This window comes from Neisseria sp. P0021.S005, assembly GCF_051956955.1.
This window is the reverse complement of sequence record NZ_JBQCWY010000001.1, coordinates 1-23,738: the sequence shown is the minus strand read 5'-3', so window position 1 is coordinate 23,738 and position 23,738 is coordinate 1. Positions and strand designations below refer to the sequence as shown.

25 protein-coding genes are annotated in these 23,738 nt (G+C 48.6%); 15 read left to right on the top strand and 10 right to left on the bottom strand.

Annotated features, from left to right (window positions below; all coding sequences use genetic code 11):
• The first annotated feature begins 54 nt into the window (after nucleotides 1-54).
• Nucleotides 55-1,254: a hypothetical protein gene (locus ACTHUE_RS00125; RefSeq protein ID WP_004519731.1), complete on the top strand. Its 1,200-nt coding sequence runs from the start codon at nucleotides 55-57 to the stop codon at nucleotides 1,252-1,254.
• A gap of 93 nt (nucleotides 1,255-1,347) precedes the next feature.
• Here ACTHUE_RS00125 and ACTHUE_RS00120 read toward each other — a convergent pair whose 3' ends face one another.
• Entirely contained in the window at nucleotides 1,348-1,749 is a 402-nt protein-coding gene (locus ACTHUE_RS00120) for an RNA-binding S4 domain-containing protein (RefSeq protein ID WP_003679090.1), read from the bottom strand.
• A gap of 204 nt (nucleotides 1,750-1,953) precedes the next feature.
• Here ACTHUE_RS00120 and ACTHUE_RS00115 point away from each other — a divergent pair, with 204 nt between their 5' ends.
• From ACTHUE_RS00115 to ACTHUE_RS00090, 6 genes are all read left to right on the top strand, one after another.
• Nucleotides 1,954-2,913, top strand: a complete 960-nt coding sequence (locus ACTHUE_RS00115) for an acetyl-CoA carboxylase carboxyltransferase subunit alpha (RefSeq protein WP_004519730.1) — start codon at nucleotides 1,954-1,956, stop codon at nucleotides 2,911-2,913.
• Between the two features lie 88 nt (nucleotides 2,914-3,001).
• Nucleotides 3,002-4,327 (top strand): tRNA lysidine(34) synthetase TilS, encoded by a 1,326-nt coding sequence (gene tilS, locus ACTHUE_RS00110; protein ID WP_004519729.1) that lies wholly within the window; start codon nucleotides 3,002-3,004, stop codon nucleotides 4,325-4,327.
• Between the two features lie 219 nt (nucleotides 4,328-4,546).
• The gene (gene rpoE, locus ACTHUE_RS00105) at nucleotides 4,547-5,146 is read left to right on the top strand and encodes an RNA polymerase sigma factor RpoE (protein WP_004519728.1); all 600 of its coding nucleotides are present in this window, start codon (nucleotides 4,547-4,549) and stop codon (nucleotides 5,144-5,146) included.
• A 5-nt stretch (nucleotides 5,147-5,151) separates the two neighbouring features.
• Entirely contained in the window at nucleotides 5,152-5,700 is a 549-nt protein-coding gene (locus tag ACTHUE_RS00100; protein ID WP_039862135.1) for a sigma-E factor negative regulatory protein, read from the top strand.
• Nucleotides 5,701-5,818: 118 nt separating this feature from the next.
• Nucleotides 5,819-6,610 carry a TrmH family RNA methyltransferase gene (locus ACTHUE_RS00095; protein ID WP_004519726.1) on the top strand — a complete coding sequence of 264 codons (792 nt, stop codon included), beginning with the start codon at nucleotides 5,819-5,821 and terminating at the stop codon, nucleotides 6,608-6,610.
• 34 nt (nucleotides 6,611-6,644) lie between these two features.
• Nucleotides 6,645-7,304, top strand: coding sequence for a YecA family protein (locus ACTHUE_RS00090; RefSeq protein ID WP_004519725.1), 660 nt, complete (start codon nucleotides 6,645-6,647; stop codon nucleotides 7,302-7,304).
• Nucleotides 7,305-7,364: 60 nt separating this feature from the next.
• Here ACTHUE_RS00090 and ACTHUE_RS00085 read toward each other — a convergent pair whose 3' ends face one another.
• The 4 genes from ACTHUE_RS00085 to ACTHUE_RS00070 form a co-directional block, all read right to left on the bottom strand.
• Nucleotides 7,365-7,853, bottom strand: a complete 489-nt coding sequence (locus tag ACTHUE_RS00085; protein WP_004519724.1) for a DUF456 domain-containing protein — start codon at nucleotides 7,851-7,853, stop codon at nucleotides 7,365-7,367.
• 143 nt (nucleotides 7,854-7,996) lie between these two features.
• A complete protein-coding gene (locus tag ACTHUE_RS00080) occupies nucleotides 7,997-9,223 on the bottom strand; it encodes an MFS transporter (protein WP_440361170.1) in 1,227 nt (408 codons plus the stop codon).
• Nucleotides 9,224-9,323: 100 nt separating this feature from the next.
• Nucleotides 9,324-9,722, bottom strand: a complete 399-nt coding sequence (locus ACTHUE_RS00075; protein WP_004519722.1) for a hypothetical protein — start codon at nucleotides 9,720-9,722, stop codon at nucleotides 9,324-9,326.
• A 96-nt stretch (nucleotides 9,723-9,818) separates the two neighbouring features.
• Nucleotides 9,819-11,864 (bottom strand): TonB-dependent receptor, encoded by a 2,046-nt coding sequence (locus ACTHUE_RS00070; protein ID WP_049336630.1) that lies wholly within the window; start codon nucleotides 11,862-11,864, stop codon nucleotides 9,819-9,821.
• 395 nt (nucleotides 11,865-12,259) lie between these two features.
• Between ACTHUE_RS00070 and ACTHUE_RS00065 the strand changes: the two genes are divergently transcribed.
• Nucleotides 12,260-12,880, top strand: coding sequence for a TetR/AcrR family transcriptional regulator (locus tag ACTHUE_RS00065; RefSeq protein ID WP_004519720.1), 621 nt, complete (start codon nucleotides 12,260-12,262; stop codon nucleotides 12,878-12,880).
• Between the two features lie 91 nt (nucleotides 12,881-12,971).
• On the opposite strand, the gene ttcA is transcribed toward ACTHUE_RS00065, so the two are convergent.
• Together ttcA and ACTHUE_RS00055 are read right to left on the bottom strand one after the other, a co-directional pair.
• Nucleotides 12,972-13,931, bottom strand: a complete 960-nt coding sequence (gene ttcA / locus ACTHUE_RS00060; RefSeq protein WP_004519719.1) for a tRNA 2-thiocytidine(32) synthetase TtcA — start codon at nucleotides 13,929-13,931, stop codon at nucleotides 12,972-12,974.
• 128 nt (nucleotides 13,932-14,059) lie between these two features.
• Nucleotides 14,060-14,413 carry a RidA family protein gene (locus tag ACTHUE_RS00055; protein ID WP_070695578.1) on the bottom strand — a complete coding sequence of 118 codons (354 nt, stop codon included), beginning with the start codon at nucleotides 14,411-14,413 and terminating at the stop codon, nucleotides 14,060-14,062.
• A gap of 99 nt (nucleotides 14,414-14,512) precedes the next feature.
• On the opposite strand from ACTHUE_RS00055, the gene ybaK reads away from it, so the two are divergent.
• The 5 genes from ybaK to hemB all read left to right on the top strand — a co-directional run bounded on the left by ybaK (nucleotide 14,513) and on the right by hemB (nucleotide 18,382).
• Complete coding sequence (gene ybaK / locus ACTHUE_RS00050) at nucleotides 14,513-14,998, top strand: Cys-tRNA(Pro) deacylase (RefSeq protein ID WP_004519716.1); 486 nt, start codon at nucleotides 14,513-14,515, stop codon at nucleotides 14,996-14,998.
• 15 nt (nucleotides 14,999-15,013) lie between these two features.
• Nucleotides 15,014-15,601, top strand: a complete 588-nt coding sequence (locus ACTHUE_RS00045; RefSeq protein WP_004519715.1) for a DnaJ domain-containing protein — start codon at nucleotides 15,014-15,016, stop codon at nucleotides 15,599-15,601.
• A gap of 3 nt (nucleotides 15,602-15,604) precedes the next feature.
• Nucleotides 15,605-16,477 carry a DMT family transporter gene (locus ACTHUE_RS00040; protein WP_049344792.1) on the top strand — a complete coding sequence of 291 codons (873 nt, stop codon included), beginning with the start codon at nucleotides 15,605-15,607 and terminating at the stop codon, nucleotides 16,475-16,477.
• Between the two features lie 160 nt (nucleotides 16,478-16,637).
• Nucleotides 16,638-17,348 carry a DUF6973 domain-containing protein gene (locus ACTHUE_RS00035; RefSeq protein WP_004519713.1) on the top strand — a complete coding sequence of 237 codons (711 nt, stop codon included), beginning with the start codon at nucleotides 16,638-16,640 and terminating at the stop codon, nucleotides 17,346-17,348.
• Nucleotides 17,349-17,380: 32 nt separating this feature from the next.
• On the top strand, nucleotides 17,381-18,382 hold the full coding sequence (hemB, locus tag ACTHUE_RS00030; RefSeq protein WP_003683488.1) for a porphobilinogen synthase: 1,002 nt from the start codon (nucleotides 17,381-17,383) through the stop codon (nucleotides 18,380-18,382).
• 191 nt (nucleotides 18,383-18,573) lie between these two features.
• Here hemB and lipA read toward each other — a convergent pair whose 3' ends face one another.
• The 3 genes from lipA to ACTHUE_RS00015 form a co-directional block, all read right to left on the bottom strand.
• Nucleotides 18,574-19,557: a lipoyl synthase gene (lipA, locus tag ACTHUE_RS00025; RefSeq protein ID WP_003683323.1), complete on the bottom strand. Its 984-nt coding sequence runs from the start codon at nucleotides 19,555-19,557 to the stop codon at nucleotides 18,574-18,576.
• Between the two features lie 129 nt (nucleotides 19,558-19,686).
• Nucleotides 19,687-20,289 carry a lipoyl(octanoyl) transferase LipB gene (gene lipB, locus ACTHUE_RS00020; protein WP_004519711.1) on the bottom strand — a complete coding sequence of 201 codons (603 nt, stop codon included), beginning with the start codon at nucleotides 20,287-20,289 and terminating at the stop codon, nucleotides 19,687-19,689.
• Nucleotides 20,289-20,564: an HP0495 family protein gene (locus ACTHUE_RS00015; protein WP_004519710.1), complete on the bottom strand. Its 276-nt coding sequence runs from the start codon at nucleotides 20,562-20,564 to the stop codon at nucleotides 20,289-20,291. Before ACTHUE_RS00015 ends, lipB begins: the two co-directional genes overlap by 1 nt.
• Nucleotides 20,565-20,777: 213 nt before the next feature.
• On the opposite strand from ACTHUE_RS00015, the gene lon reads away from it, so the two are divergent.
• Both lon and ACTHUE_RS00005 read left to right on the top strand, forming a co-directional pair.
• Nucleotides 20,778-23,237 (top strand): endopeptidase La, encoded by a 2,460-nt coding sequence (gene lon, locus ACTHUE_RS00010; protein WP_049333811.1) that lies wholly within the window; start codon nucleotides 20,778-20,780, stop codon nucleotides 23,235-23,237.
• A 185-nt stretch (nucleotides 23,238-23,422) separates the two neighbouring features.
• On the top strand, nucleotides 23,423-23,692 hold the full coding sequence (locus tag ACTHUE_RS00005) for an HU family DNA-binding protein (RefSeq protein ID WP_003683413.1): 270 nt from the start codon (nucleotides 23,423-23,425) through the stop codon (nucleotides 23,690-23,692).
• Nucleotides 23,693-23,738: the final 46 nt, after the last annotated feature.

The following is a 23,738-nucleotide window of genomic DNA, read 5'->3' as shown; positions in this document are numbered from 1 at the left end:
TCTGCTTGACTGATTACACTAATTTACATACGATAAAAATAATTAGTAAATAAAATGAATAATTTATACGAAATTCATAATTTTGTACGCTTTATCGAATACTTCACTTTCAATACCTTCTTTTGGAGAGTCGGCATGAAATTTCAAACCAAACTGATTGTAACCTGTATTTTATTGGCTTCATCGTCTTATTCTTTGGCAGAGAATGCTGATGGCGGACGTGATGCGGCGGCTTTGTCCACCACCAACGATTACGTCAATTCCGGCAGTATTATTCGCAAAGATGACGATAAAATCAGTATTTTCAATGATTTATTGACTATAAATGGTGGTTTGCGCGTGCGTGCGGATACCAAAGACATCAATGCCAACAACAGCAGCGTTAATCCGACGCCTGAAGATACCAATGCCAACTTTAATGCGGAGTTTTGGTTACGCGCAAAACTGTATAAAGATTGGAAATTGGTTGCCCAAATCGAGCCGAATATCGATTTGGAAACCGGTAAGTTCAACGGCGATCATGATGTGCCGGTGAATAAACTGTATGCCGAAGGTACTTTGTACAACAATATTAAAGCGCGTGTCGGTAAATTTGGTGCGTTCTCTTCATACGGCCGCGTATGGGATACCGAAGTAACCGGCGGCGAAATCTTCTTCGACAATAAAACCCTGCCTACCAAAATCTATGCGGGCCGCCGTACTGGCAATCTAAACGACAACACATGGGGCATTGGTGGCCGTCGCAGACATTTTGCCGCAGTTCAAAGCGTGTTGCCTGTAAATGAGAATATCAACGTCGGCGCAACGGTCAGCTACATGAAAGACATCGATGTACGCGGTGCGAAGAAAAATGCGGTCTTTGGAGAAATCGGTACGGATATCAAGTTTAATGACGATTGGCATTGGATGGCCGCAGTCAGCAAGTCCAATATCAAAGCCTATAATGATGCCGGACAAAAAATTAAAAATGATGGCGTGTTCACTGAAGTACGCTATAAATTGGCCGACTGGAACGTCCGCAATTCTTACGACGTATTCTTGAACTACCGCCGTGTCGGTTTGTTGTCCGGTGTCTCTTCTGTTGAGGATTACAGCAAAAACGTCCAAGGCGTGCAAATCGGTGCGACCTATATTCCTTGGAAAAACTGGAAACTCAAAGGCTTCTATTTGGCCGGTAAACAGGTTACACCTACTGTCGGCACGGATAAGCAGGATGTAAACGTTATTCGTGGTCAGTTAGAATATAAATTTTAATCATTACAAATAAAAAACAGGCAGGATGTCCTGCCTGTTTTTGGTTTTCAGACGGCATGGATATGGGGCCGTCTGAAATAATGGATTCGACGCTTACCAGCTATCGCGTTTCATACGGTCAAGCTGGCGGCGGTCGCGTTTGGTTGGGCGTCCGTCCGGATAAGCGGCACTGATGCGGCTGGCTTGGTCGAGCTGTTTTTGAGCTTCGCGTTCGGCAGCCGTTTTCATGTCTTCTTCGTAGAGTAAACGCGCTTCCGGTGCCGGTCGGCGTTGATGATTGAGCGCGGCAACTTTGAATTTGTAGGGAAGGGAGTTCAAAGTCATGTCGATGGTGTCGCCGGCAGAAATATTTTTGCTGTTTTTCACCTTTGAGCCGTTTACCAAAACCCTGCCCAGCTCAATATGTTTTTGTGCCAGCGCGCGGGTCTTGAAAAAGCGCGCGGCCCAAAGCCATTTGTCCAAGCGCATGGACGAATTGTCATGATCGTTTTTCATAGCCTGTTTGAAATGATTGAACTGAATTGAAGTTTATCATAAGATACGGCACTTCATGAGTTTAGTGCAGATATACTATTTCTTTGTTAAAGGCCGTCTGAAAGATTTTTTATTGCAAAAGATGGCAGTTTCCCTTTGAGAAATGCTGTCAAATACGTCTGATTAGCGTATCATGTCAGCAACCGTTACCGAGAGCTTTGTTTTATGAAACCCGTTTTTTTGGACTTCGAACAACCCATCGCCGAATTAACCAATAAAATTGACGAGTTGCGATTCGTACAAGACGAATCTGCCGTTGATATTTCCGACGAGATTGCCAGACTGCAAAAGAAAAGCAGCGAGTTGACCAAGTCAATTTTCAGCAAGCTGACTCCGGCTCAAATTTCACAAGTGTCCCGCCATCCGCAACGTCCTTATACTTTGGACTACATCAACGGTATTTTTACCGATTTTGAAGAGTTGCATGGCGACCGCCATTATTCTGACGATCATGCCATTGTCGGCGGTTTGGCGCGTTTCAACGGCCAAAGCGTGATGGTTATCGGCCATCAAAAAGGTCGCGATACCAAAGAAAAAATCCGCCGTAATTTCGGTATGCCGCGTCCTGAGGGTTACCGTAAGGCATTGCGCTTGATGAAGACTGCCGAAAAATTCAATATTCCAGTTATGACCTTTGTCGATACACCAGGCGCGTATCCGGGCATTGGTGCAGAAGAACGCGGCCAGTCTGAAGCCATCGGCCGTAATTTGTACGAACTGACCCGCCTGCATGTGCCGGTATTGTGCACCATCATTGGCGAAGGTGGTTCGGGTGGCGCGTTGGCAGTGGCTGTCGGCGACTATGTTAATATGCTGCAATACTCGACTTATTCGGTGATTTCTCCCGAAGGTTGCGCCTCTATTCTTTGGAAAACTGCTGAAAAAGCAGCAGATGCCGCGCAAGCATTGGGTATTACCGCCAAACGCCTGCAAGAATTGGATGTCATCGACAAAGTGATTGATGAGCCTTTGGGCGGCGCACACCGTGATTTTGAAACCACGATGAAAAACGTTAAAACCGTTTTGGAGCAGCAATTAAGCGAAGCGCAAAGTATGACCATGCCTGACTTGCTTTCTCGCCGTTTTGACCGCATCATGGCTTACGGTAAATTTACCGATAAATAAGTTTGACTGCTGAAAAAGCAAGCAGATGTCGCTGCTTGCTTTTTTTGTGTTCTATTTTTGAGTCATTCACAATTTCAGGCCGTCTGAAATGTCGCAAGTATCCCCTGATTCCCTATTTAAAAGTTTTCAAACAGCTTTTCCTGATTTGCCGAACCATACTGTTTTTGAAGTTGGCTTGAGTGGCGGATTAGATTCTGTCGTCCTGCTGCATCTTTTGCATCGGATGCGCGAATTTCGCCATTTTGATTTGCGTGCCGTTCATGTTCATCACGGTTTAAGCACCAATGCCGACAGTTGGGCAAAATTTTGTCAGGATTATTGTCAGCGTCTGGATGTTGCCTTGCGGGTGTGCCGCGTTAATGTGCAAAACCAAGGAAAAGGTTTGGAAGCGGCAGCTAGGGCTGCCCGATATCAGGCATTTTCAGACGGCCTGAGGAAAATTATTGTTTTGGCCCATCACCACAATGATCAAATCGAAACATTTATGTTGTCGGCTGTGCGCGGGGGCGGATTACGCGGTATGGCAGCCATGCCTGTATGGCGTAATTTAAATGAAGAAATTCAAATCTGGCGACCACTTTTGGCATTTTCTCGTCAGGAATTGGCTGAGTATGCGCAACAGTGGGGATTATCTTTTGTTGAAGACGAAAGTAATGAAGACTCCGGCTATTTACGCAATTGGATGAGAAATCAGGCTTTACCGCAATGGCAGCAGCGTATTCCGAATTTTGAGCAGCAAATTTGTGCCAATGTTCGATTATTGCAGGAAGATTTGCAGCTTTTAGATGAATTGATTGAGTCTGAATACCAGCGCATTAGTCCAAACGGAATATTCAGCATCAGCCTGTGGAGGCAATGTACGCCGCTTTTGCGTCGTCGACTGCTTTGGTATTTTTTGCGAAAGCAAACGGAATCATTGCCTTCTTATCACAGTATTGCCGATTTTGCCCGAGTATTGGAAACCGCTGATCAGGCGCAGTTGAATTTGCCAGATGGGGAACTGGTCGCATATCGGGACAAGCTGTTTGTTTGTCAGGAAAGTGAGTTTCAAAAACTGCCTTGGTGTAATGGCAGGGAAGTTCAAGGCCGTCTGAAAGATATTTTGCTCGAAAATGGTTTTGTTTTATTACCGTTTAAGGGAGGTTTGTCGGAAGAGGAGTTGGAGAAGCCGGCGGTACTTAGAAGTGTGGTCAAAGGTGATGTGATTCAGTCGGGACAGAGGGAAAAATCAGTCGAAAAACTATTGCAAGAGTGTCATATTGTGCCACTCGTCCGTAAATATTGGCCGATTATCCTAAGTATGGGCAACAAGTGCCTTGCTGTTGTTAATCTTCGGGTGGGAAGCGATGTTCAAATAGGCGAAGGCTATCTGCCTGTTCATGAAAAGTTGGTCAAATATATAGCAGAAAAGTAAAGAGAATAACTTTAAATTTAGTAAGTATTAGTAATTTAACTACTTGTGCTAAGTGTATATATAATAAGCAATACAGCTTATGTTAGAGCATCTGCACGAATAAACTTTTGCGATTAAATGTAATCTTGTGGAACTATTTCAAAGCGATGCTGTCTTTATTGTGCACAGCACGCTTTACTATTTTTTGGTTTAAAGCAGTAAAACGATTAAAGGTTGGGTATGAACGATCGCCAAATAGATCAAGTTTTGGTGGAGCGCGCGCAGAAAGGTGACCATAAGGCATTCGAGATGCTGATGTCCAAGTATCAGCGTCGGCTAAACAGACTGATTTCCCGTTTTATTCAGGATGAGCATGAAGTGCACGATGTAACCCAAGAAGCAATGATTAGGGCTTATCGTGCGCTGGTTAATTTTCGCGGTGAGAGTGCGTTTTATACATGGCTGTACCGTATCGGTATCAATACGGCAAAGAATTTTCTGACCACTTCGGGTCGCCAGTTTTTTGTCAGTTCGGAAGCAGCCAATGAGGAGGGAGATGTTCTTGATTTAACCGATCAGATTGCGGATTACCATACGCCGGAAGCTGAAATGATGAATCGGGAAATCTTGCAGACCGTCGAAGCAAGCATTGCGCAACTGCCAGACGATATGCGTCAAGCCATTACGCTTAGGGAAATGGATGGCTTGTCTTATGAAGAAATAGCTCGGGTAGTGGATTGTCCGATAGGTACTGTACGTTCGCGTATTTTCAGAGCGCGTGAACTGATTGCAAAAGATTTGCGGCCGCTGTTGGATACTTCTGAAGATCAAAGGTGGTAATAAAAATGAACGAAAAAACAAATAAAGCATTGGAGTATGTGTCTGCATTGATGGACGGTGAAGCATTGACTGATGAGATGCTGGATGCCGTATTGGCAGACGAGGAAGCTATGCGCGCTTGGCATGAGTACCACATTATCGGCGACTGTATCCGTCAGGGTGCAGCGGCAAGTGTTGCCGGTGAAACCATGCAAAGCAAAGCATTTACAGTGCCTCAAGCCGAAGCTGAAGGCAAACAGGAAAAATATGCCCAGCGTGAAGCGGCTAATAGCGGCTTCTTCAAATTCTTCGCAGCTGCTGCCAGTGTGTGTGCGATTGCTGTTGCAGTATGGCAATTTACACCGCAATCTTCTCGTGACGCTATGCCGGTTGCAGAGAAGTCTAATACTCAGCCTGCCCAAAATATCATTCCGGTAAGCGGTACGCCTAGTGATAAAGCGGCTTCTGAGCCTGGCGAGACTGTTGTACCGAATGCGGCAAAAGACGGCAAACTTGAAAACCGTCCTACTGTTCGCACCGAGCAGCAAAATGAGCAGCAGACTGTTGTGCAGTAAAAAATGAAATCATGTGAAACCCTTGCTTTATTGCAAGGGTTTTTTATTTTCGTAGTAAAACCGTTAGGCCGTCTGAAAGCATAGCTTCAACGAAGTCAAAACAGTTATAATGCGCTCCATGAAACTGATTACCTCTGCTCAAAACGAACAGCTCAAACATTTATTCCGTCTGCTGACGCAGGCCAAAGCAAGGCGTGAAAGCGGTGAAACCGTATTGGAAGGCGTACATTTGCTGCAAACTTATTTGCAAAGCGGAGGTACGCCCAAACAGGTTTATCTGCCTGAAAAGAAACAGCAACATATTGAAATTCAAGAAATTACGGCGCAGTTGGACGAGGGATTGATTACTTGGGTCGGTAACGAAGCGCTGTCTAAAATCACCAGTCTGACCGATGCCGATGATGTGATGACTTGGATTGATATTCCGCAGCAGGCAGGCTTGCCTTCAGACGGCGATTGCGTGGTATTGGAGCGGGTACAAGACCCAGGCAATGCTGGGACGATTTTGCGCAGCGCAGCGGCTGCCGGAGTCAGGCAAATTGTGTGCAGCAATGATTCCGTGGATATCTGGTCGCCCAAAGTGTTGCGAGCGGGGATGGGCGCGCATTTTCTGCTGTCTATTTTCAGCCGAGTGGAATTATCAGCTTGGATGGAAACGTATCAGCATCAAATTTGGGCAACTGCCTTGGGCGGTCGCAATATCGGTTTGTATGAGATGGACCTCAGTCAACCCTGTGCTTGGGTGTTTGGCAACGAAGGCAGCGGCGTGAGTGAAACGGTAAAAGAGAAGGCCGATGCCTGTGTCAAAATTCCCATGTTGGGGCAAACCGAATCCTTGAATGTCGCGATGGCGGCGACGGTTTGTCTGTTTGAACAAATGCGGCAGCGTATCCATGCCCAGGCCGTCTGAAAACAATAATACGATTTTATTTTAAGGAACAAAAATGCAAATACTGACTTTTGATGAAGCGGCACGCAGCCGCTTGATGGAATTGCTGGATGCCAAATCCGAAGCCCACAACACCATGCGTTGTGATGAGGTTCAAGGTTTTATGATGGCTTTATTGAGCGGTCCGGATGCTTTGAACCCGACCAACTGGCTGCCTGAGATTTTGGGTGAAGAATCTTTGTTTGATGCTAAAGAGCGCACCGAAATCGAGCGTTTGGTAATGGCAATGGCTGCTGATATGCGCATGAAGCTCGACGAGAAGATTTTGCCTGATTTGTGGTTTTATGAAGATGAAGCCGGCAATCCGGATTTCTACACTTGGTGTAACGCCTATCTTTACGCACTGGATATTGTGCCTACCGATTGGTTTGAAGCAGTCGATCAGGAAGAGTTTGAAGATTTGTTCTATCCGATTATGGCTTTGGGCGGTATCTATGACGATGAGGAAAACGGCGAAGTCATCTTGCATCTGAATGAAAAAGAGCTGACCCAGCTGGAATCTGATTTGCCGCATGTCCTGCTTGATATTTACTGGTACTGGCAGGCCATCATCAATAAGCCGCAAACCGTCCGCCGCGAAGGCGAAAAAGTGGGGCGCAACGATCCTTGCCCGTGTGGTAGCGGTAAAAAGTACAAAGCCTGCTGCGGCAAATAAACAGTGAAATGAAAAGGCCGTCTGAATGCTTGAAATTTAGACGGCCTTTAATGTTTTGTCTTAGAACAACGAGGCCAACCAAACAAACAGGATGGTCAGTGCGATGGTCAAGGCGCAGCCGATTTTGGCCACGGTGCCGATGATGAAGCCGATAAACGTACCGATACCGACTTTGCCTGCCTGCCAAGTGTCTTTGCGTGCCATAAATTCGCCGATGGCCGCACCGGTCAACGGGCCGAGCAACAAGCCGGGAATGGAAAAGAATGCGCCGACGATGCCGCCGATAAATGCACCCCAAACTGCGGTTTTGCTTGCGCCGGTATATTTTGCACCCAATGCGCCCGCCACATAGTCCATTGCAGTACCGAATACGGCAACGATAGCCAAAAAGGTCAGCGTACCCGAGCCAAACACTTGATAATCGCCGGCATAACCCAACAGCCATGCACCACCAAACATCAAACCCAATCCGGGCAAGGCAGGATAAATAGTGCCTAAAATACCGACAACAATGGCGATCAAGCCGAGAACGATGAGAACAGCAGTCATGAGGTTCCTTTTAAATTTAAGAGTGTAATAACGGCAGTATTATGGGCACGTTTTGTTATATTTTCATGAGAGATTGTGCAATAAAATGAAAAATTATCCGGAGGCGCGCTCAATTAAAATTGATGGATAAATATCTAAGCGAATTATTGTGAATCATGTTCTGAATGATTGAATAAATTTCTATTCAAATATAAAAGCAGGCCTACCAATACGGCTAAGTACACTGCAACCCAATACGCATCTGTATAACCAATAGCCTTTGCCAGCCGTAGGGCGGCGAAACCGGCTGCGTAACTGCCGAGCAGGACGACGGAAAATTGCAGGCTGCTGTCGAGTGCAGCGGTGGCGCGGTCTGATTTGTCCATCACCAACGCCAGTATCACCGGCAGCAGCAGCGTGTAGCTCAGGCTCAGGGCGATGATTTGCGCGGGCGGCAGCCAAGGGTGGGCACGTGCGAGCGTATCGATGGCGGTCATGGACACCAAAAGCGGCAGTTGCAGCGCGTAGAGCAGGAATACGAGTTTGCGGCGCGGATAATTGCGCGAAAACCAGCCCGACAGCGGCGTTACAATCAGGCAGGCAACAGGAATGCCCACCGCCAGAATCCCGCCCGTCTGCTTCGGGTTGAAGCCCAAATCCGCCAGCTTGGGCACAAAGGTTGCCGCCATAAACGCATACGGTACGGCAACGGCAAACAGCAAAACCAGCCACCGCCAGCCCGTTTCAGGTTGCTGCCAAAAAGAAACTAGCCGCGTTGCCAACGCCGTCCAACTACCTTGCGCAGTCGGACTTTCCGGCTCGCGGTAGTACAAGAGTTGCAGCAACATCAGCAGGCTGAACGCCAGCATAAAGCCAGCCGCCGCCGTCTGTCCGTATTCCTGATACAGCCACAATACCAGCGCGCCGCCGATCATTTTGCCGCCGCGTGCGGCCATCGTTTGAATCACGCCGCCGAAACCGCGTTCGCGGTGCGGCAGGACGATGCATGACAAACCCAGCATCGCGCAGCCGTACACCGCCGACATCGCCGAGAGCAGTACGCAGCAGGTCAAAAGCAGCGCGAAGTTCTGCGTTATGTCGGTACAGGCCATCAGCCCGAACACTGCCGAAAGTCCCAGCGTCGCCGCCAGCAGCCAGCCGCGAAACCGCCCCGCCGGCCGCCGTTCCATCAGTGCGGCAAACAATACCTTCGCTGCTTCGATACTGCCGATTAAATGAATCCAGCTCAGTTGATTCAGGCTATAACCGTGATTTTTCAAAATAGCGACCAGTGCGACCAGATAAAAACCGGTTAGCGTGAATTTGTAAGTGCTGCCGCCGATAAGCAGCAGCCAGTCGCGTGAGTTTGGGGAAGTCTGATTGTCGGACATCACATGATTCTTTTGAAGATGAGGCAAATAAAGGGACAAGGCCGTCTGAACATATTGGGTGGTAATACTTGATTTGTATTTAAATAGGTTTAGTATCTTTTCAGACGGCCTTCAACGCTTCTTCTGCGCGAAGTAGGGCGGTTGTTTCATCTGCTTCAACGATGTAGTTCACGCCCAGCGCGGGGCCGAGTTTGGACGATTGTTCGCGGAATAACGCCAGTTGTGCCGCGTCGGGTTCGATAAGGAGCATGGCGGCGCAGCGTTCGGACAGTTGCGGCCGATGTGCCTTTATCCATTCGATGTAAGTTTTACGGTCGGCAATGCGCTGTTCGTCGCTTACCTGCCGCCGCATCGGGGTGCAGACGGTGGCGAAGCGGGGGTTTTGGTTTAACAGGGTTTCGAATTCGGTCAGCCAGCCGGCGAAGTCGGCGACGTGGGTCAGGTCGGTCAGGTAGATGGTGCCTTCGGGCAGGGTTTTGGCGGGGGTGAAGTAGTGCATGGGATTCCTTTGGGTGTTTTGGAGGAATAAACGGTAGGCCGGGCATAAATGTCCGACCTATGTTTTTTCAGACGGCCTCTATCATTTCAGCTTCATTTAAAACTTCCATTCCGCACTCACGCCCACGCTTCTGGGGCGTTGGTAGAGCGCGTCTTGGCGGTCGGCGCTGGAAATGAATATGGGTTGGCGGCGGTTGAGCACGTTGTCGGCGTAGAGTGAGACGCGGCCTTGTTTGAAGTTGTAGGCGGTGTAGAGATTGACTTGGTTGTATGCGCCGATTTTGCCCGATTCGGCATTATCGGCGGCGGAGTAGTAGCCGCCGTAGAAGCGCACGTCGCCGCCGGCTTCCCAGCCTTTGTCGTTCAGGTATTTCACGCCGATGTTGGCGGTGTATTTGGGCGCGCGGCCGAGTTTGTTGCCTTCGATGCCGCTGTCGGGATAGCTTTTGATTTTGGTGTTGAGCAGCCCCAGTCCGGTGGTGAGTTTCAGGCTGTCGGTCGCCTGCCAGTCGGCGGCAAGTTCCGCGCCGTAGGTATGGACTTTTTTGGCGTTGCGGATGACGACGGAGTTGGTACCGAGATAGAAGGGGAGCTGCATGTCGCGGTAGTGGTTCAGGAACAGGTTGCCGGAGAGTTGCAGGCGGCGGTCTGCGCTGCGCCAGCGGGTGTACCACTCGTAGTTGTTCACATATTCGGGTTCATAAGTGTAGGTTACGACGGGGCGGCCGAAGGTGATGCCCGCGCCGCCGGGGTTGTAGCCGCGTGCGGCTTTGATGCCGCTGACCCATTGGTCGGTGGGTTTGAAGGCAATGTCGATTTTGGGCAGGAACACGGTCTGGCCTTTGTCTAAATTAAGGTGCAGTGCGCCGCTGCCGCCGCTTCTTTTGTGCGTTTCTTTTTCAAGGCGGGCGGCGGCCGTGATGTCCCATTTTTCGCTGGGGCTGTATGTGGTTTCGGCAAACAGGGCGCGTACGCTGTTGCGGTCGTCAAAGGTGTTGCGGCCGCCGACACTGCGGATGTCCACCCATTCGTCTTGTTTGCTGCGGAAGTAGTGCAGTCCGACAAGGCCTTTCAGACGGCCTTTGTTTGAAAAATGCAATACCGGCTCCCATTGCAGTTCGCGGCCTTTTAGTTCGGCGGGCACGCCTTGCGGGCTGACGGTCATTGGCAGGTGCAGCCGCTCGTTGTGGTAGCGGCCGTAAACCAGTTTGTTTTCCAGTTTCAGATAGTCGTTAAGCTGCCACGATACGTCCCAGATGCCCGATGTCGAGCCGGTTACGAACACGGGTTTTTCTTTTAAAAAACGGCGGCTGGCAGTGTTGCCCATGATTTCGTTTTGCGGCGCGCGCGAACGGATGTGGTTCAGCGTCAGGCGGCTGTAAAAATCGGGATGGTTTTCGGGCGTGAGCAGAAGTTTGAAGCGCACGTTGGTGTTTTCCACGCGGCGCGGATTGCCGGTTGGCTCGTAGGACACGAACGGCTCGTAGCTTTCGCGTTGCTGCCGTTCCGCGCTCAATCTGAAGGCAAGGTTGTTTTTCACAATCGGGCCGGACACTACGCCGGCGATGTTGCGCGTTTTCTGGTTGCCCAAACCCAAGCGTAGCGCGCCTTCCCATTCGTCGGTCGGGTCTTTGGAACGCATCACCACCGCGCCCGCCACCGCGTTCTGCCCGCGCACATGGCTTTGCGGCCCGCGCAAGACTTCCACCTGCTGCATGTCCCACAGCGATTGCGTGCCGAAGGCGTATTCGTTGTAAGTGGCGGAGCGGCCGTCTATGGACAGGTTCAGGCGCGGCCGCGTGCCCGCAAAGAACGCTACCGCGCCGACGGCAGGGCCGGAGCCGTCCACGCCTCGCACGGTCGGCAAATCGTTGCCGCTGCCCAAGTCCACCGTGTTCACAGTCTGTTTGATCAGGTCGGTTGCGGAAAGATTGTGGCCGCTGCGGTCGATGTTCGGCGTGGAGAAAACGCGGTTGGACGTGGCGGTTTCAAAGCCGTTGCGGTTGGTGCGTTCGCCGGTGACGACGACTTCTTCCAACTGCACCTGTTCCGCATCTTGCACCGCATCGGTGGCATAAATCCATTCGGAGGCGAAAGCGGCGGCAATCAATAGGGGGAGGCGGCGGAGGGTGTGTTTCTGCATTTCCTTATCCTTTCAGACGGCATACGTCGGGGTGGATTGAACATCAGGTAATCCAATTGCTCCGTCAGTATGCAAATATTTGTATTTACACATTTACATAAAACAAACTATTAATGTAAAGTATAAGAAATAAGAAACAGGAATGCAAGTGTTTATCATTCACTTTACTTCCCTCTTATCTTGTGAATCATCCAAAAAAATCCCTCTCCTATTTTTGGGAGAAGGTTGGAGGAGGCAGATTCTGTAATCTTCATGAATTTGGCCTGCCAAGCATCCGATAGTCCTCATTCGTAGGGCGGAGCGGAAGGATAAGGAAAGAGGCCGTCTGAAAGCCGTTATATTGCCATTGCCGCTGTGGGGAAATATGATGAGTATCCGACTTGCGGATAACTTTAATGAAAAACCTTTATGAACAAAATCAAAATCTTCTTACCGTCATGACTGCCAGCAAACAACAAACCATCGCCGACACCGCCCGCCGCCTATTCCGCGAACATGGCTTTTCCGCCGTATTCGTAGGCAGTATCTGCGCCGAGGCCAGCGTCAGCCGCGTCACTTTTTACAAATATTACAGCGGTAAAAACGCACTCTTGCAGGAAATTGTTACCGAGCAGAAAAACCGCGTCCGTGCCGAATTTGAAAATCTGCTTGAACGGCAATGCAGCCTGCGCGAAGCCGCCGAGGCTGTGTTTGTCTTGCAAAAACAATCGTTTGAAGAACTTTATTCCGCCGCTTTCCTGCGCGACATTGAAGAGAACACCGATTTGGAGCTGGAGCGATTTTTCCACGAATTGAACGAAGAAAAATACGCTTTTATGCGCGGCTTCTTCCATACTCTACAACAACGCCGCCTGATTCAGCCCGATTTGCCGGTGGAGCTCATTGACCTGTTCATCCGTCAGGCAGATATATTGATGCACCATCCGCAACTGACTGCACTTTATACCGCTGCACCACAAAAGCTGCCGCAGGATATATTGGGGTTGCTGCTGCACGGTTTGTCAGGGAAAGAATAGATAAAAAAGAATAGAAAAAATTTCAAATATGAATATTCAGACGGCCTTTCGGTAAATAGCTACCAAAAGGCCGTCTGAAAATTAAATGGAATTATAAACCGCAGGTTTTGGGTTTGTTTGCCAAAATATTGATGACTTTACGTTCAGCTTTTTGCGGCTCGATTTTGATTTCGCTTTCGTCTTCTTCGCTGCCGTCGGAGAAACGTTCCGGCATTTTTTCGCTGTCAAATGCCAAGTCGCCGCCGTGTTTCAGGCTTTGACCGCGTTCCAAGCCGACAAAGTCGAAAAGTTCGGTATCGGCCAAATGTGATGGAACGACGTTTTGTAGCGCGGAGAACATAGACTCAATACGGCCGGGGAAACGTTTGTCCCAATCGCGCAGCATGTCACCGATGACTTGGCGTTGCAGGTTGGGCTGAGAGCCGCAGAGGTTGCATGGAATAATTGGGAATTGCTTCAGCTCGGCGTATTTGATCAAGTCCTTCTCTTTGACATACGCCAGAGGACGGATGACAATGTGTTCGCCGTTGTCGCTGACTAGTTTGGGAGGCATGGCTTTGAGTTTGCCGCCGTAGAACATATTCAGGAACATAGTGGCAAGAATGTCGTCGCGGTGGTGTCCTAAGGCAATTTTGGTGCAGCCCAATTCTTTTGCGGTGCGGTAGAGGATGCCGCGGCGCAGGCGGCTGCACAGCGAACAAGTCGTTTTGCCTTCGTCCAACACGCGTTTGACGGTGGAATAAGTGTCTTCTTCAACGATTTTATAGGGAACGCCGATGCTTTCGAGATAGGTTGGCAATACTTCTTCGGGGAAGCCCGGCTGCTTTTGGTCGAGATTGACGGCGACCAGTTCGAAATCAATCGGCGCGCTGGCTTGAAGCTGGCGCAGAATGTCTAAAAGGGCGTAGCTGTCTTTGCCGCCTGAGAGGCAGACCATGATTTTGTCGCCCGGTTCGATCATGTTGAAATCGTTAATCGCATCGCCGACAGCGTGGCGCAGGCGTTTGCTGAGTTTGTTGTTTTCTAATTCTTGCTTGGTTTTTTTGGACATGGCTGTTTGTGCTTTGAAATAATAGAAAAATTTAAGGGCGGTATTGTACCGCAAAAGAATAAAGGTCGTCTGAAAAACTGCGCCTGCTTGGTTGAAGCGGCGTTTTCAGACGGCCTGATATTTGTGCTTTATTTGATTTGAAGGGCGGTGATTTTGATTTCAACCTTCCAGTCGGGCGAAGCCAGTTTCGCCTCCACGCAGGCGCGGGCCGGAGCGCGTTCGGGCGCTGTCCATGCGTCCCAGGCTTCATTCATAGCGGCGTAGTCGTTCATATCGGGCAGATAGATGGTGGCTTCTAAAATGTGGGCTTTGTTGGATTGGCATTGGGTGAGCCATGAATCGATTTGCGCCAAAACATTTTCAGTTTGCGCTTTGGCATCGGCTTCAGGATTTTCGGGAACCATGCCGGAGAGGAAAACCAAGCCGTTGGCCACGACGGCTTCCGAATAGCGTTTGTTTGTGCCAAGATAGCGGATGTCCATGTTGTCTCCTGATTTCAAAAAGAAGGTATGGTAACATTGCGACTGTTTACGTTCCACATTTAAGAGGGGCTGTCTGAAAAGGATGGCGGAAAACAACCCATGAGTAAAGCAGAATATCCGGTTACGCAGGCAGTACGCTTTTTACGCAGTAAGAAAATCGATTTTGTCCCTTATGTTTACGCATATGAAGAACATGGTGGTACGGCGCGTTTTGCCGAATGTACGGGCAAGCCCGAGCATCAGGTCATCAAAACGATTGTTTTGCAGGATGAGCATAAAAAAGGTTTGGTTGTTTTAATGCACGGTGACAAACATATTTCCACCCGCAATCTGGCGCGCGAACTGGGTTTGAAACACATCGAACCGGCAACGGCAGATCAGGCGGCGAAATGGACAGGATATTTGGTCGGCGGGACGTCGCCGTTCGGTATGAAAACCGCGTTGCCGGTTTATGTGGAAGAAAGTATTTGGGCTTTGGACGAGATTTTTATCAATGGCGGCAAACGTGGGTTTATCGTAGGCATGAAGCCTGAAAACCTGCGGACGCTTAATCCGCAAGATGTTCATGTTGCAGTGGACGCGTAAAGGAGGGGAATACAGATGGAACAAGTGAATTTATACGAAATCTTGGGTGTATCTCAGGATGCGGATATCAACGTTATCCGCGAAGCTTACGGCAAATTGGTGGCCAATCCGGATATTCAGAAAGATGCGGAGCGTTTCAAAGCCATCGGACAGGCGTTTGAAGTATTGTCTCATCCGGAAAAACGTTTGGCTTATGATGCGGCTATGCAGTACGAGCGTCAGGAAGCCAAAGACAACAGCTTCAATAATACGGCGACAAATGTGGTCAACACGCCCAGCTCTGACGTAAAAAACTATGTTTTTATTGCTTATGTTACATATGCTGTGGGCTTATTGATTTTGTTTACCCCCGTTGTCGGTGTGATTATGGCGTATGTTAAACGCGATGAGGCTCAAGGCAGTATTTACGCCAGTCATATCGATTATTTGATTAAGACATTTTGGGTGTCTTTAGTGGGTACGGTTTTGGGAACTTTTACTACACTGATCTTAATTGGTTGGCTGATTTTATTGGTAACTGCCATTTGGTTTATTTACCGTGTAGTCGTCGGACTGATTAAACTGAATGAAGATAAGCCTGTTTCCAATCAAGGATGGTTTTAAAGCATGGCATATTTATTGGCAAGTATCGTTTGCAGCGTGTTGGTGTCTGTCTTGCTGAAAGTGGCGCGCAAGCAAAAAATCAATATCGAGCAGGCGGTGGCGGTGAATTATATCGTTGCCGTCACTTTGACCATGCTGGTGTTAAAACCCGATTTGAGCAATCCGCAGGTATTTTTACCGACGTGGTGGCTTTTTGCGGCCTTGGGCATATTGCTGCCAAGCGTGTTTGTCATTATGGGCAAATCCGTAGATGCGGCAGGTATCGTCAAATCGGACGCGGCACAACGCTTATCGCTGTTTCTGCCGATTGTCGCTTCATTCACGCTTTTCCATGAGCAGTTGACCGAAGGCCGTCTGATCGGTTTGGTATTGGCATTTACGGCACTGTTTTTCTTGCTTTGGAAAAGCGATGGCGGCAAGAAATCCGGCGGCTTCAGCACGCAAGTAATGCTGCTTTTGAGCGTCTGGTGCGGCTACGGCGTCATCGATATTTTGTTCAAACAAGTGGCGAAAAGCGGTACCGCTTTTGCCGGTAATTTGCTGGTGGCGTTTTGTTTGGCCGGTATCTTGATGTTTGGCTACCTGTTTGCCAAAGGAAGCAAATGGACCAAAGAGGGCATAGTGGGCGGTATGATTTTGGGCTGTCTGAACTTTTTGAATATTGTTACCTACATCTCGGCACACCAAATCATGAAGGATAATCCAACCTTGGTCTTTGCCGGTATGAATATTGGCGTGATTGTTTTGGGTACGCTGATCGGTGCGGCAATATTTAAGGAAAAAATCAGCAGCATTAATGCAGCCGGTATCAGTATTGCTATTTGCTCGATAGCCTGCCTGTTTTATTGGCCGCAGATTCGCAGCTTACTGGGTTAAAAATACTCAGGCCGTCTGAAAGTTTTCAGACGGCCTTATTTTTATTATAAAATAGCCATTCATGCGCTGATTTGGCCGTGTGGAAATTATTTTGCGCTTACGGGCGTTTCTATGTTAAACAAAGAAGTTGAACTCACACAATAATATCGATAGTTACATCATGAAACATATTAAAAAACACATTCAATGCGCCGTTTTCGGCATGCTGGTATTGTCCGGTTGCCAATCGTATCAGGAAGATCAAAGCCGCCGCAGTAAAATGGCTCAATTCGCGCTTAACCATCCCGTGGCCGCCCAAGTTATCGGGATGGAAGACGAAGGCTTAATCAATATGACCAGTAATGCCACACGCTTTGCCGAGCGTACAGGTTTGGACGACAAAGCAAACGGCGACAGCAGGGGAACACAGGTCAATGCCGTACGCCAAGCATTGTGGCAGGCGGCGATTGCTTCTAAATTCGACAGCATTATTGCAGAAAAAGCAGGTAATGCGCGTCTGACGGATATGGAGTTGCGAGAAGGTAAAGACGACTACTTCAGCCGCTACCTTGCCGACCAGGCAGTCGATCAACGTAATAACCGTATCGGCCGCAGTATCGGCAGTGCCAAACCCGACAGCGATATGAAGACGCTGGCGGCAAGCATTTTGTTCTACTACAACAAAGTAGGCTTATGGACGGCTTCCGAAGTGAACAACCGTTGGCGCATCAAACAGGAAAAACTTTCAGACGGCCAGTATGCCGAGGCATTGAAAAATATCGCCAAATTGGATCAAAACGGTATGACCGAACAGGAACGTAATAGTTATAAAACCGGTACGTTCAGCGAAATCAAACGTTCGGTCAAAGCCATACGTCAAGTCGAAGACTGATTTTAAGACTTCATTATTGAAAGGCAATTGTTATGAATTTCCCTCCGCGTTATGTCTCAAACACCCGTATGCGCCGTATGCGTAAAGATGATTTTTCACGTCGTCTGATGCGCGAGCATACTTTGACGGCAGATGATTTGATCTATCCGGTTTTTGTATTGGAAGGCCAGAATCAGGAAGAGGCAGTCCCATCCATGCCGGGTGTCAAACGCCAAAGTTTGGACAAATTGTTGTTCACTGCTGAAGAAGCACTGAAGCTCGGCATTCCTATGCTGGCTTTGTTTCCCGTGGTAACGCAAAACAAAACCGAGTTTGCGGAGGAAGCTTATAATCCTGAAGGCTTGGTGCCGACAGTAGTACGAACCCTGCGCGAGAAATTCCCAGAGCTGGGTATCATGACCGACGTTGCCTTGGATCCCTACACCATTCACGGTCAAGACGGTTTAACCGATGAAAATGGCTATGTCCTCAACGATGAAACCATTGAAGTTTTGGTAAAACAGGCTTTGTGTCATGCCGATGCAGGCGCACAAGTCATTGCCCCGTCAGACATGATGGACGGACGTATTCTTGCCATCCGTGAAGCCTTAGAAGATGCCGGACATATCCATACGCGCATTATGGCGTATTCGGCAAAATATGCTTCAGCGTTCTATGGCCCGTTCCGCGATGCCGTCGGTAGTTCCGGCAATCTGGGTAAGGCAGACAAGAAAACCTACCAAATGGATCCTGCAAATACTAACGAAGCCTTGCACGAAGTAGCATTGGATATTCAAGAGGGCGCAGACATGGTTATGGTAAAACCGGGTCTGCCGTATCTGGATGTCGTCCGCCGAGTCAAAGACGAATTCGGCGTACCGACGTATGCTTACCAAGTTTCCGGCGAATATGCCATGCTTCAGGCTGCCATTCAAAACGGTTGGCTGGATGGCGAAAAAACCATTTTGGAAAGCTTATTGGCATTCAAACGTGCTGGCGCCGATGGTATTTTGACTTACTACGCGATTGAAGCGGCAAAATTGTTGAAGAAGTAAAATAAAGAAATAAATTAAAAAGCGGCAAACAGTGTTTATCCTGTTTAGCCGCTTTTTTGTATTACTTAAGATTGGCTCAATAGGGCCCGACTAAGGTTTATTTTTTGAAAATCTAAAGAGTTTTGCATAAACAAAGGCCGTCTGAAAAAATAGTCCCCTGATTTTTCAGACGGCCTTATATGATTTAAACCTTAGTGGTGGCTGCAACCGCCGTGGGTTTCACGCAAAGCTTCGGCTGCTTGTTCGTCTGCGTGGTAGCTGGAGCGAACCATTGCGCCGATCGCGGCATTAGTAAAGCCCAATTCGTATGCTTCTTTTTCAAAAACTTTAAATTGGTCAGGCGTTACATAGCGTAGGACGGGCAGGTGGCCGTCTGAAGGTTGCAGATATTGGCCGATGGTAATCATCTCGATATTGTTGGCACGCATATCGCGCATTATTTCGCGTACGTCCTCGTCTGTTTCGCCCAAGCCGACCATGATGCCGGACTTTGTCGGGATATGGGGCATCATTTCTTTGTAACGGCGCAGAAGCTCGAGGGAGTGTTGGTAATTGGCACCCGGACGGGCTTTTTTATACAGGCTTGGATGGGTTTCTAAGTTGTGGTTCATCACGTCGGGCGGTGTTTCTGCCAAGATTTCCAGTGCGATGTCCAAACGGCCGCGGAAATCGGGAACAAGGATTTCGATTTTGGTATTCGGGCTGGTTTCGCGGATGGCTTTGATGCAGTCGGCGAAGTGTTGGGCGCCGCCATCACGCAGGTCGTCACGGTCGACGGAAGTAATCACGACATAGCGCAGGTTCATGGATTTAACGGATTCGGCCAAGTGTTTAGGCTCGTCAGGATCCAGCATATTGGGGCGGCCATGACCAACGTCGCAGAACGGGCAGCGGCGGGTACAAATATCGCCCATGATCATGAATGTGGCCGTACCCTTGGTAAAGCATTCGCTGATATTTGGACAAGATGCTTCTTCGCACACGGTATGCATTTTTTGTTCGCGAAGAATGTTTTTGATTTCAAAGAATTTCTTGCCCGGTAATTTGGCGCGGATCCATTCGGGCTTTTTCAATTTTTGTTCCAATGGAACAACTTTAATCGGAATGCGTGCAGTTTTATCTGCGCCTTTCAGTTTGATGCCGCGTTTTGGGTCGTTTTTTACTTCTTCACTCATGGTGATGTGTTCTTTCTGTCGTTATAAAGGCCGTCTGAAAAGCTTATTGTAGTCTTTATGAACTAAGGGCTTGTGGGTTCAGAGGGGCAGTTAAAAGATGGTGTTGGGGTCGAATATTTTCAGACGGCCTTATGCCAGCTCTTTCTGTAAATGCTTGGTCAGTTTGTCTGAAACTTCTGCCAAGCCGGGTGCCGGAGAGACAAAGTCGGCAATTTGGGTCATTTCCATACCGGCATAACCGCAGGGGTTGATATGGGTAAACGGACTTAAATCCATGTTCACGTTAAGCGCCAAGCCGTGGTAAACGGAGCCGTCTTTGATACGCAGGCCCAGGGAAGCGATTTTACGCTCGCCGACATAAACGCCGGGACGTTTGGGGTCGGCGGCTGCTTCGATGCCGTATTCTGCCAAGGTGGCGATGATGCTGTTTTCAAGTGCGGAAACGATATGGCGCACACTGGTCTTACGGCGTTTGAAATTGATCATCGTATAAACGACCAATTGGCCAGGACCGTGGTAGGTAATTTGACCTCCTCTGTCAATTTGGACAACGGGAATATCGTCGCGGATGAGGAGGTGTTCGGGCTTACCGGCCAAGCCTTGAGTGAATACGGGCGGATGTTCGACCACCCATAATTCGTCTTCGGTATTTTCGTCACGCGAGGCATTAAATGCCTTCATGGCTTCGAAAGTCGGCAGGTAATCGACCAAGCCTTTGTGCACGATTTTCATTACAGCACCACTTTTACCAATTCGTGTGAAGTCAGGTCGCGGTAGATATTGTCGAGCTGCTCTTGATTTTCAACATTTACATGGACAGTCGCGCCGGTATAGTTGCCTTTGCTGCTTGGGCGCGTAGTAATGTGGTGCGGCTCGGTATCGGGAGCGTGTTTGCGCACGGTTTCCAAGATGGCGGATTCAAATTCCGGATGAACCACGCCCATGACTTTTACAGGAAAGGTGCAAGGGAATTCAATTAATGATTTTTTTTCGGTTGAGTCTGTCATGGTTTACTACCTTTTTTGGTTAGCCAGGGCCGTCTGAAAAGTTTTCAGACGGCCCAAAATCCGATATATTTTATCGTAAACGTCCATATCGGGCTATTAAAAATGATGTTTTAGAAAATAGGTGCGGATAAGCTGTTTTCAAGTCTTGAAATGGAGCGCTTCAGCCCAATTTTGAGCTACATTCTGATTTAACAATGATTGAGATTTCTAACTATGCCGACAAAAGACAAATATTTCGAGGAATACAGTGCGCTGGCTACCTTGCCTTTACGCGATGTCGTGGTGTATCCGCATATGGTATTGCCGCTGTTCGTCGGTCGTCCTAAATCGATTGCAGCCCTTGAGGCGGCAATGGCTAATGATGATCCGGTTTTCCTGTTGGCCCAGCTTGACCCTAATACAGAAGACCCTAAAGCTGAAGATTTGCACCAAACTGGTACGGTTGCCCAAGTTTTGCAGGTTTTGAAGCTGCCTGACGGCACCGTTAAAGTGTTGGTAGAAGGTATCCGTCGTGCGCGCGCATTGACGGTTGACGAAACAGGCGGACTGTTTTTATCCCATGTGGAGGCGATTGATGAAAACAGCGACAAGGACAATCCCGAAATTGAAGCCTTGCGCCGTACCTTGCTGACTCAATTTGAGCAATATGCGAAATTGAACAAAAAAATCCCTGCCGAAGTTATCAGTACCATCAGCAGTATCGATGACAACAGCCGTCTTGCCGATACTATTGCCGCGCATTTGCAGCTGAAATTAGAGCAGCGTCAATATGTACTGGAGACTGCCGGCATTGTTGACCGTTTGGAATTTCTGCTGGCGCAGTTGGAAGCCGAACTCGATATCATGCAGGTCGAGAAACGCATCCGTGGCCGTGTGAAACGTCAAATGGAAAAATCCCAACGTGAGTATTACTTGAATGAGCAAGTAAAAGCGATTCAGAAAGAATTGGGCGAAGAAGACGAGCGCGACGAGCTGGATGCGCTGGAAAACAAAATCAAAGAAGCAGGCATGAGCAAAGAGGCTGAAGAAAAATGTCTGTCTGAATTGAAAAAACTGAAAATGATGCCGCCGATGTCTGCGGAATCTACCGTCGTGCGCAACTACATCGATACTTTGCTTGAGTTGCCGTGGAAGAAAAAATCCCGTGTCAGCAAAGATATTGCCAAGGCTGATTTGATTTTGAATGCCGACCACTATGGTTTGGAAAAAGTTAAAGAGCGCATTTTGGAATATTTGGCCGTTCAAAAACGTATGGACAAGCTCAAAGGCCCGATTTTATGTCTGGTTGGCCCTCCGGGGGTGGGTAAAACTTCCTTGGGTGAGTCGATTGCCAAAGCCACAGGCCGTCAATATGTGCGTATGGCGTTGGGCGGCGTGCGTGATGAAAGCGAAATCCGCGGCCACCGCCGTACCTATATCGGCTCTATGCCGGGCAAAATCTTGCAAAATATGGCGAAAGCGGGTGTGAAAAACCCATTGTTCCTGCTTGATGAAATCGACAAGATGGGCAGCGATTTCCGTGGTGATCCTGCCAGTGCTTTGCTTGAGGTGCTGGATCCTGAGCAAAACAACAAGTTCGCTGACCATTATGCCGAAGTCGATTATGATTTGAGCGATGTGATGTTTATTGCCACTTCAAACAGCTTGAATATCCCGACTCCGCTGCTTGACCGTATGGAAATTATCCGTCTGTCCGGTTATACGGAAGATGAAAAAATCAATATCGCCATGCAATACCTTGTGCCGAAACAAATGAAGCGCAATGGTGTGAAAGAGGGTGAGTTGGTGGTTGATGAAAGTGCGGTGCGCGATATTATCCGTTACTACACCCGCGAGGCCGGTGTCCGCTCGTTGGATCGCGAAATTGCCAAAATCTGTCGCAAAGTGGTGATGCAGGTTACTTTGAATGAGGACAAGAAAAAAGCGTCCAAATCCAAAACAGTAAGCAAGGCCAAGCCTAAAGCGATTAAAGTTACTGAGAAAAATCTGCATGACTATCTGGGCGTGCGCCGTTTCGACTATGGTGTGGCCGAAAGCGAAAACCGCATCGGCCAGGTAACCGGTCTGGCTTGGACCGAAGTCGGTGGCGAGTTATTGACCGTAGAGGCGGTTGCCTTGCCGGGTAAAGGTACGATTCAATGCACCGGCCAACTGGGCGATGTCATGAAAGAATCGGTATCGGCTGCATGGTCGGTTGTCCGTTCCCGTGCTGAATCAGTGGGTTTGGCGCCTGATTTTTACGAGAAGAAAGACATTCACGTTCATGTGCCTGAAGGTGCGACGCCAAAAGACGGTCCGAGCGCAGGTATCGCCATGACTTTGGCGATGGTTTCTGCCTTCACCAAAATTCCGGTGCGTGCAGACGTGGCGATGACCGGCGAAATCACTTTGCGTGGCGAAGTCTTGCCGATTGGTGGTTTGAAAGAAAAACTGCTGGCTGCTTTGCGCGGCGGTATCAAGCATGTATTGATTCCAAAAGACAACGTCAAAGATTTGGAAGAAATCCCTGAAAATGTTAAAACCGGTCTGACCATTCATCCGGTCAAATGGATTGATGAAGTGTTGGCTTTGGGTTTGGAAGCTCAGCCTGAGCAATGGGCGGCTGAATTGGCGGTTGCCGAGACCCCGCAAACTTCTAAGACGAAGTCAAGAACAAAAGCAACCAAGCATTAAGTTGGTCGTCTGATGTTGCAAAAAATGTGGTTTTGCCCTGAATGCCACAAAAATAGGGCAATTCCACATCTTTTACTTGACATGATAATTTCAGAATTGCTATAAAGTGCGTATGTGCTTTAAAAGTGCTTAAGCCCCGAGTATTCGGGCATTTCATCATTTTTTACGATAGGAAGGGACTAATTGTGAACAAGTCTGAATTGATCGAAGCAATTGCTCAAGAAGCCGGCATTTCCAAATCTGCTGCGCAAAAAGCTTTGGATGCTACTACTAATGCCGTAACCAATGCGTTGAAAAACGGCGACACTGTTACTCTGGTCGGTTTCGGTACTTTCTACGTCGGCGAACGCGCCGAACGTCAAGGCCGCAACCCTAAAACTGGCGAGCCTTTGACTATTGCTGCTGCTAAAACTCCTAAATTCCGTGCCGGTAAAGCATTGAAAGACGCTCTGTAATTTAGAGTCTTTCCCTGAATGGGAATAAAAAACCGATTTGATTCGG

Coding starts and splice junctions, on each gene's coding strand:
- tilS (WP_004519729.1), top strand. CDS start 3,002: ATGTCGCAAGTATCCCCTGATTCCCTATTTAAAAGTTTTCAAACAGCT.
- lipB (WP_004519711.1), bottom strand. CDS start 20,289: ATGAAAATCGTGCACAAAGGCTTGGTCGATTACCTGCCGACTTTCGAA.
- ACTHUE_RS00085 (WP_004519724.1), bottom strand. CDS start 7,853: ATGACTGCTGTTCTCATCGTTCTCGGCTTGATCGCCATTGTTGTCGGT.
- lipA (WP_003683323.1), bottom strand. CDS start 19,557: ATGAGTGAAGAAGTAAAAAACGACCCAAAACGCGGCATCAAACTGAAA.
- ttcA (WP_004519719.1), bottom strand. CDS start 13,931: ATGTCCAAAAAAACCAAGCAAGAATTAGAAAACAACAAACTCAGCAAA.
- ACTHUE_RS00120 (WP_003679090.1), bottom strand. CDS start 1,749: ATGAAAAACGATCATGACAATTCGTCCATGCGCTTGGACAAATGGCTT.
- ACTHUE_RS00125 (WP_004519731.1), top strand. CDS start 55: ATGAATAATTTATACGAAATTCATAATTTTGTACGCTTTATCGAATAC.
- ACTHUE_RS00115 (WP_004519730.1), top strand. CDS start 1,954: ATGAAACCCGTTTTTTTGGACTTCGAACAACCCATCGCCGAATTAACC.
- ACTHUE_RS00015 (WP_004519710.1), bottom strand. CDS start 20,564: ATGACAGACTCAACCGAAAAAAAATCATTAATTGAATTCCCTTGCACC.
- hemB (WP_003683488.1), top strand. CDS start 17,381: ATGAATTTCCCTCCGCGTTATGTCTCAAACACCCGTATGCGCCGTATG.
- ACTHUE_RS00100 (WP_039862135.1), top strand. CDS start 5,152: ATGAACGAAAAAACAAATAAAGCATTGGAGTATGTGTCTGCATTGATG.
- ybaK (WP_004519716.1), top strand. CDS start 14,513: ATGAGTAAAGCAGAATATCCGGTTACGCAGGCAGTACGCTTTTTACGC.
- ACTHUE_RS00040 (WP_049344792.1), top strand. CDS start 15,605: ATGGCATATTTATTGGCAAGTATCGTTTGCAGCGTGTTGGTGTCTGTC.
- rpoE (WP_004519728.1), top strand. CDS start 4,547: ATGAACGATCGCCAAATAGATCAAGTTTTGGTGGAGCGCGCGCAGAAA.
- ACTHUE_RS00095 (WP_004519726.1), top strand. CDS start 5,819: ATGAAACTGATTACCTCTGCTCAAAACGAACAGCTCAAACATTTATTC.
- ACTHUE_RS00090 (WP_004519725.1), top strand. CDS start 6,645: ATGCAAATACTGACTTTTGATGAAGCGGCACGCAGCCGCTTGATGGAA.
- ACTHUE_RS00055 (WP_070695578.1), bottom strand. CDS start 14,413: ATGGACATCCGCTATCTTGGCACAAACAAACGCTATTCGGAAGCCGTC.
- ACTHUE_RS00080 (WP_440361170.1), bottom strand. CDS start 9,223: ATGTCCGACAATCAGACTTCCCCAAACTCACGCGACTGGCTGCTGCTT.
- ACTHUE_RS00065 (WP_004519720.1), top strand. CDS start 12,260: ATGAAAAACCTTTATGAACAAAATCAAAATCTTCTTACCGTCATGACT.
- lon (WP_049333811.1), top strand. CDS start 20,778: ATGCCGACAAAAGACAAATATTTCGAGGAATACAGTGCGCTGGCTACC.
- ACTHUE_RS00075 (WP_004519722.1), bottom strand. CDS start 9,722: ATGCACTACTTCACCCCCGCCAAAACCCTGCCCGAAGGCACCATCTAC.
- ACTHUE_RS00070 (WP_049336630.1), bottom strand. CDS start 11,864: ATGCAGAAACACACCCTCCGCCGCCTCCCCCTATTGATTGCCGCCGCT.
- ACTHUE_RS00045 (WP_004519715.1), top strand. CDS start 15,014: ATGGAACAAGTGAATTTATACGAAATCTTGGGTGTATCTCAGGATGCG.
- ACTHUE_RS00035 (WP_004519713.1), top strand. CDS start 16,638: ATGAAACATATTAAAAAACACATTCAATGCGCCGTTTTCGGCATGCTG.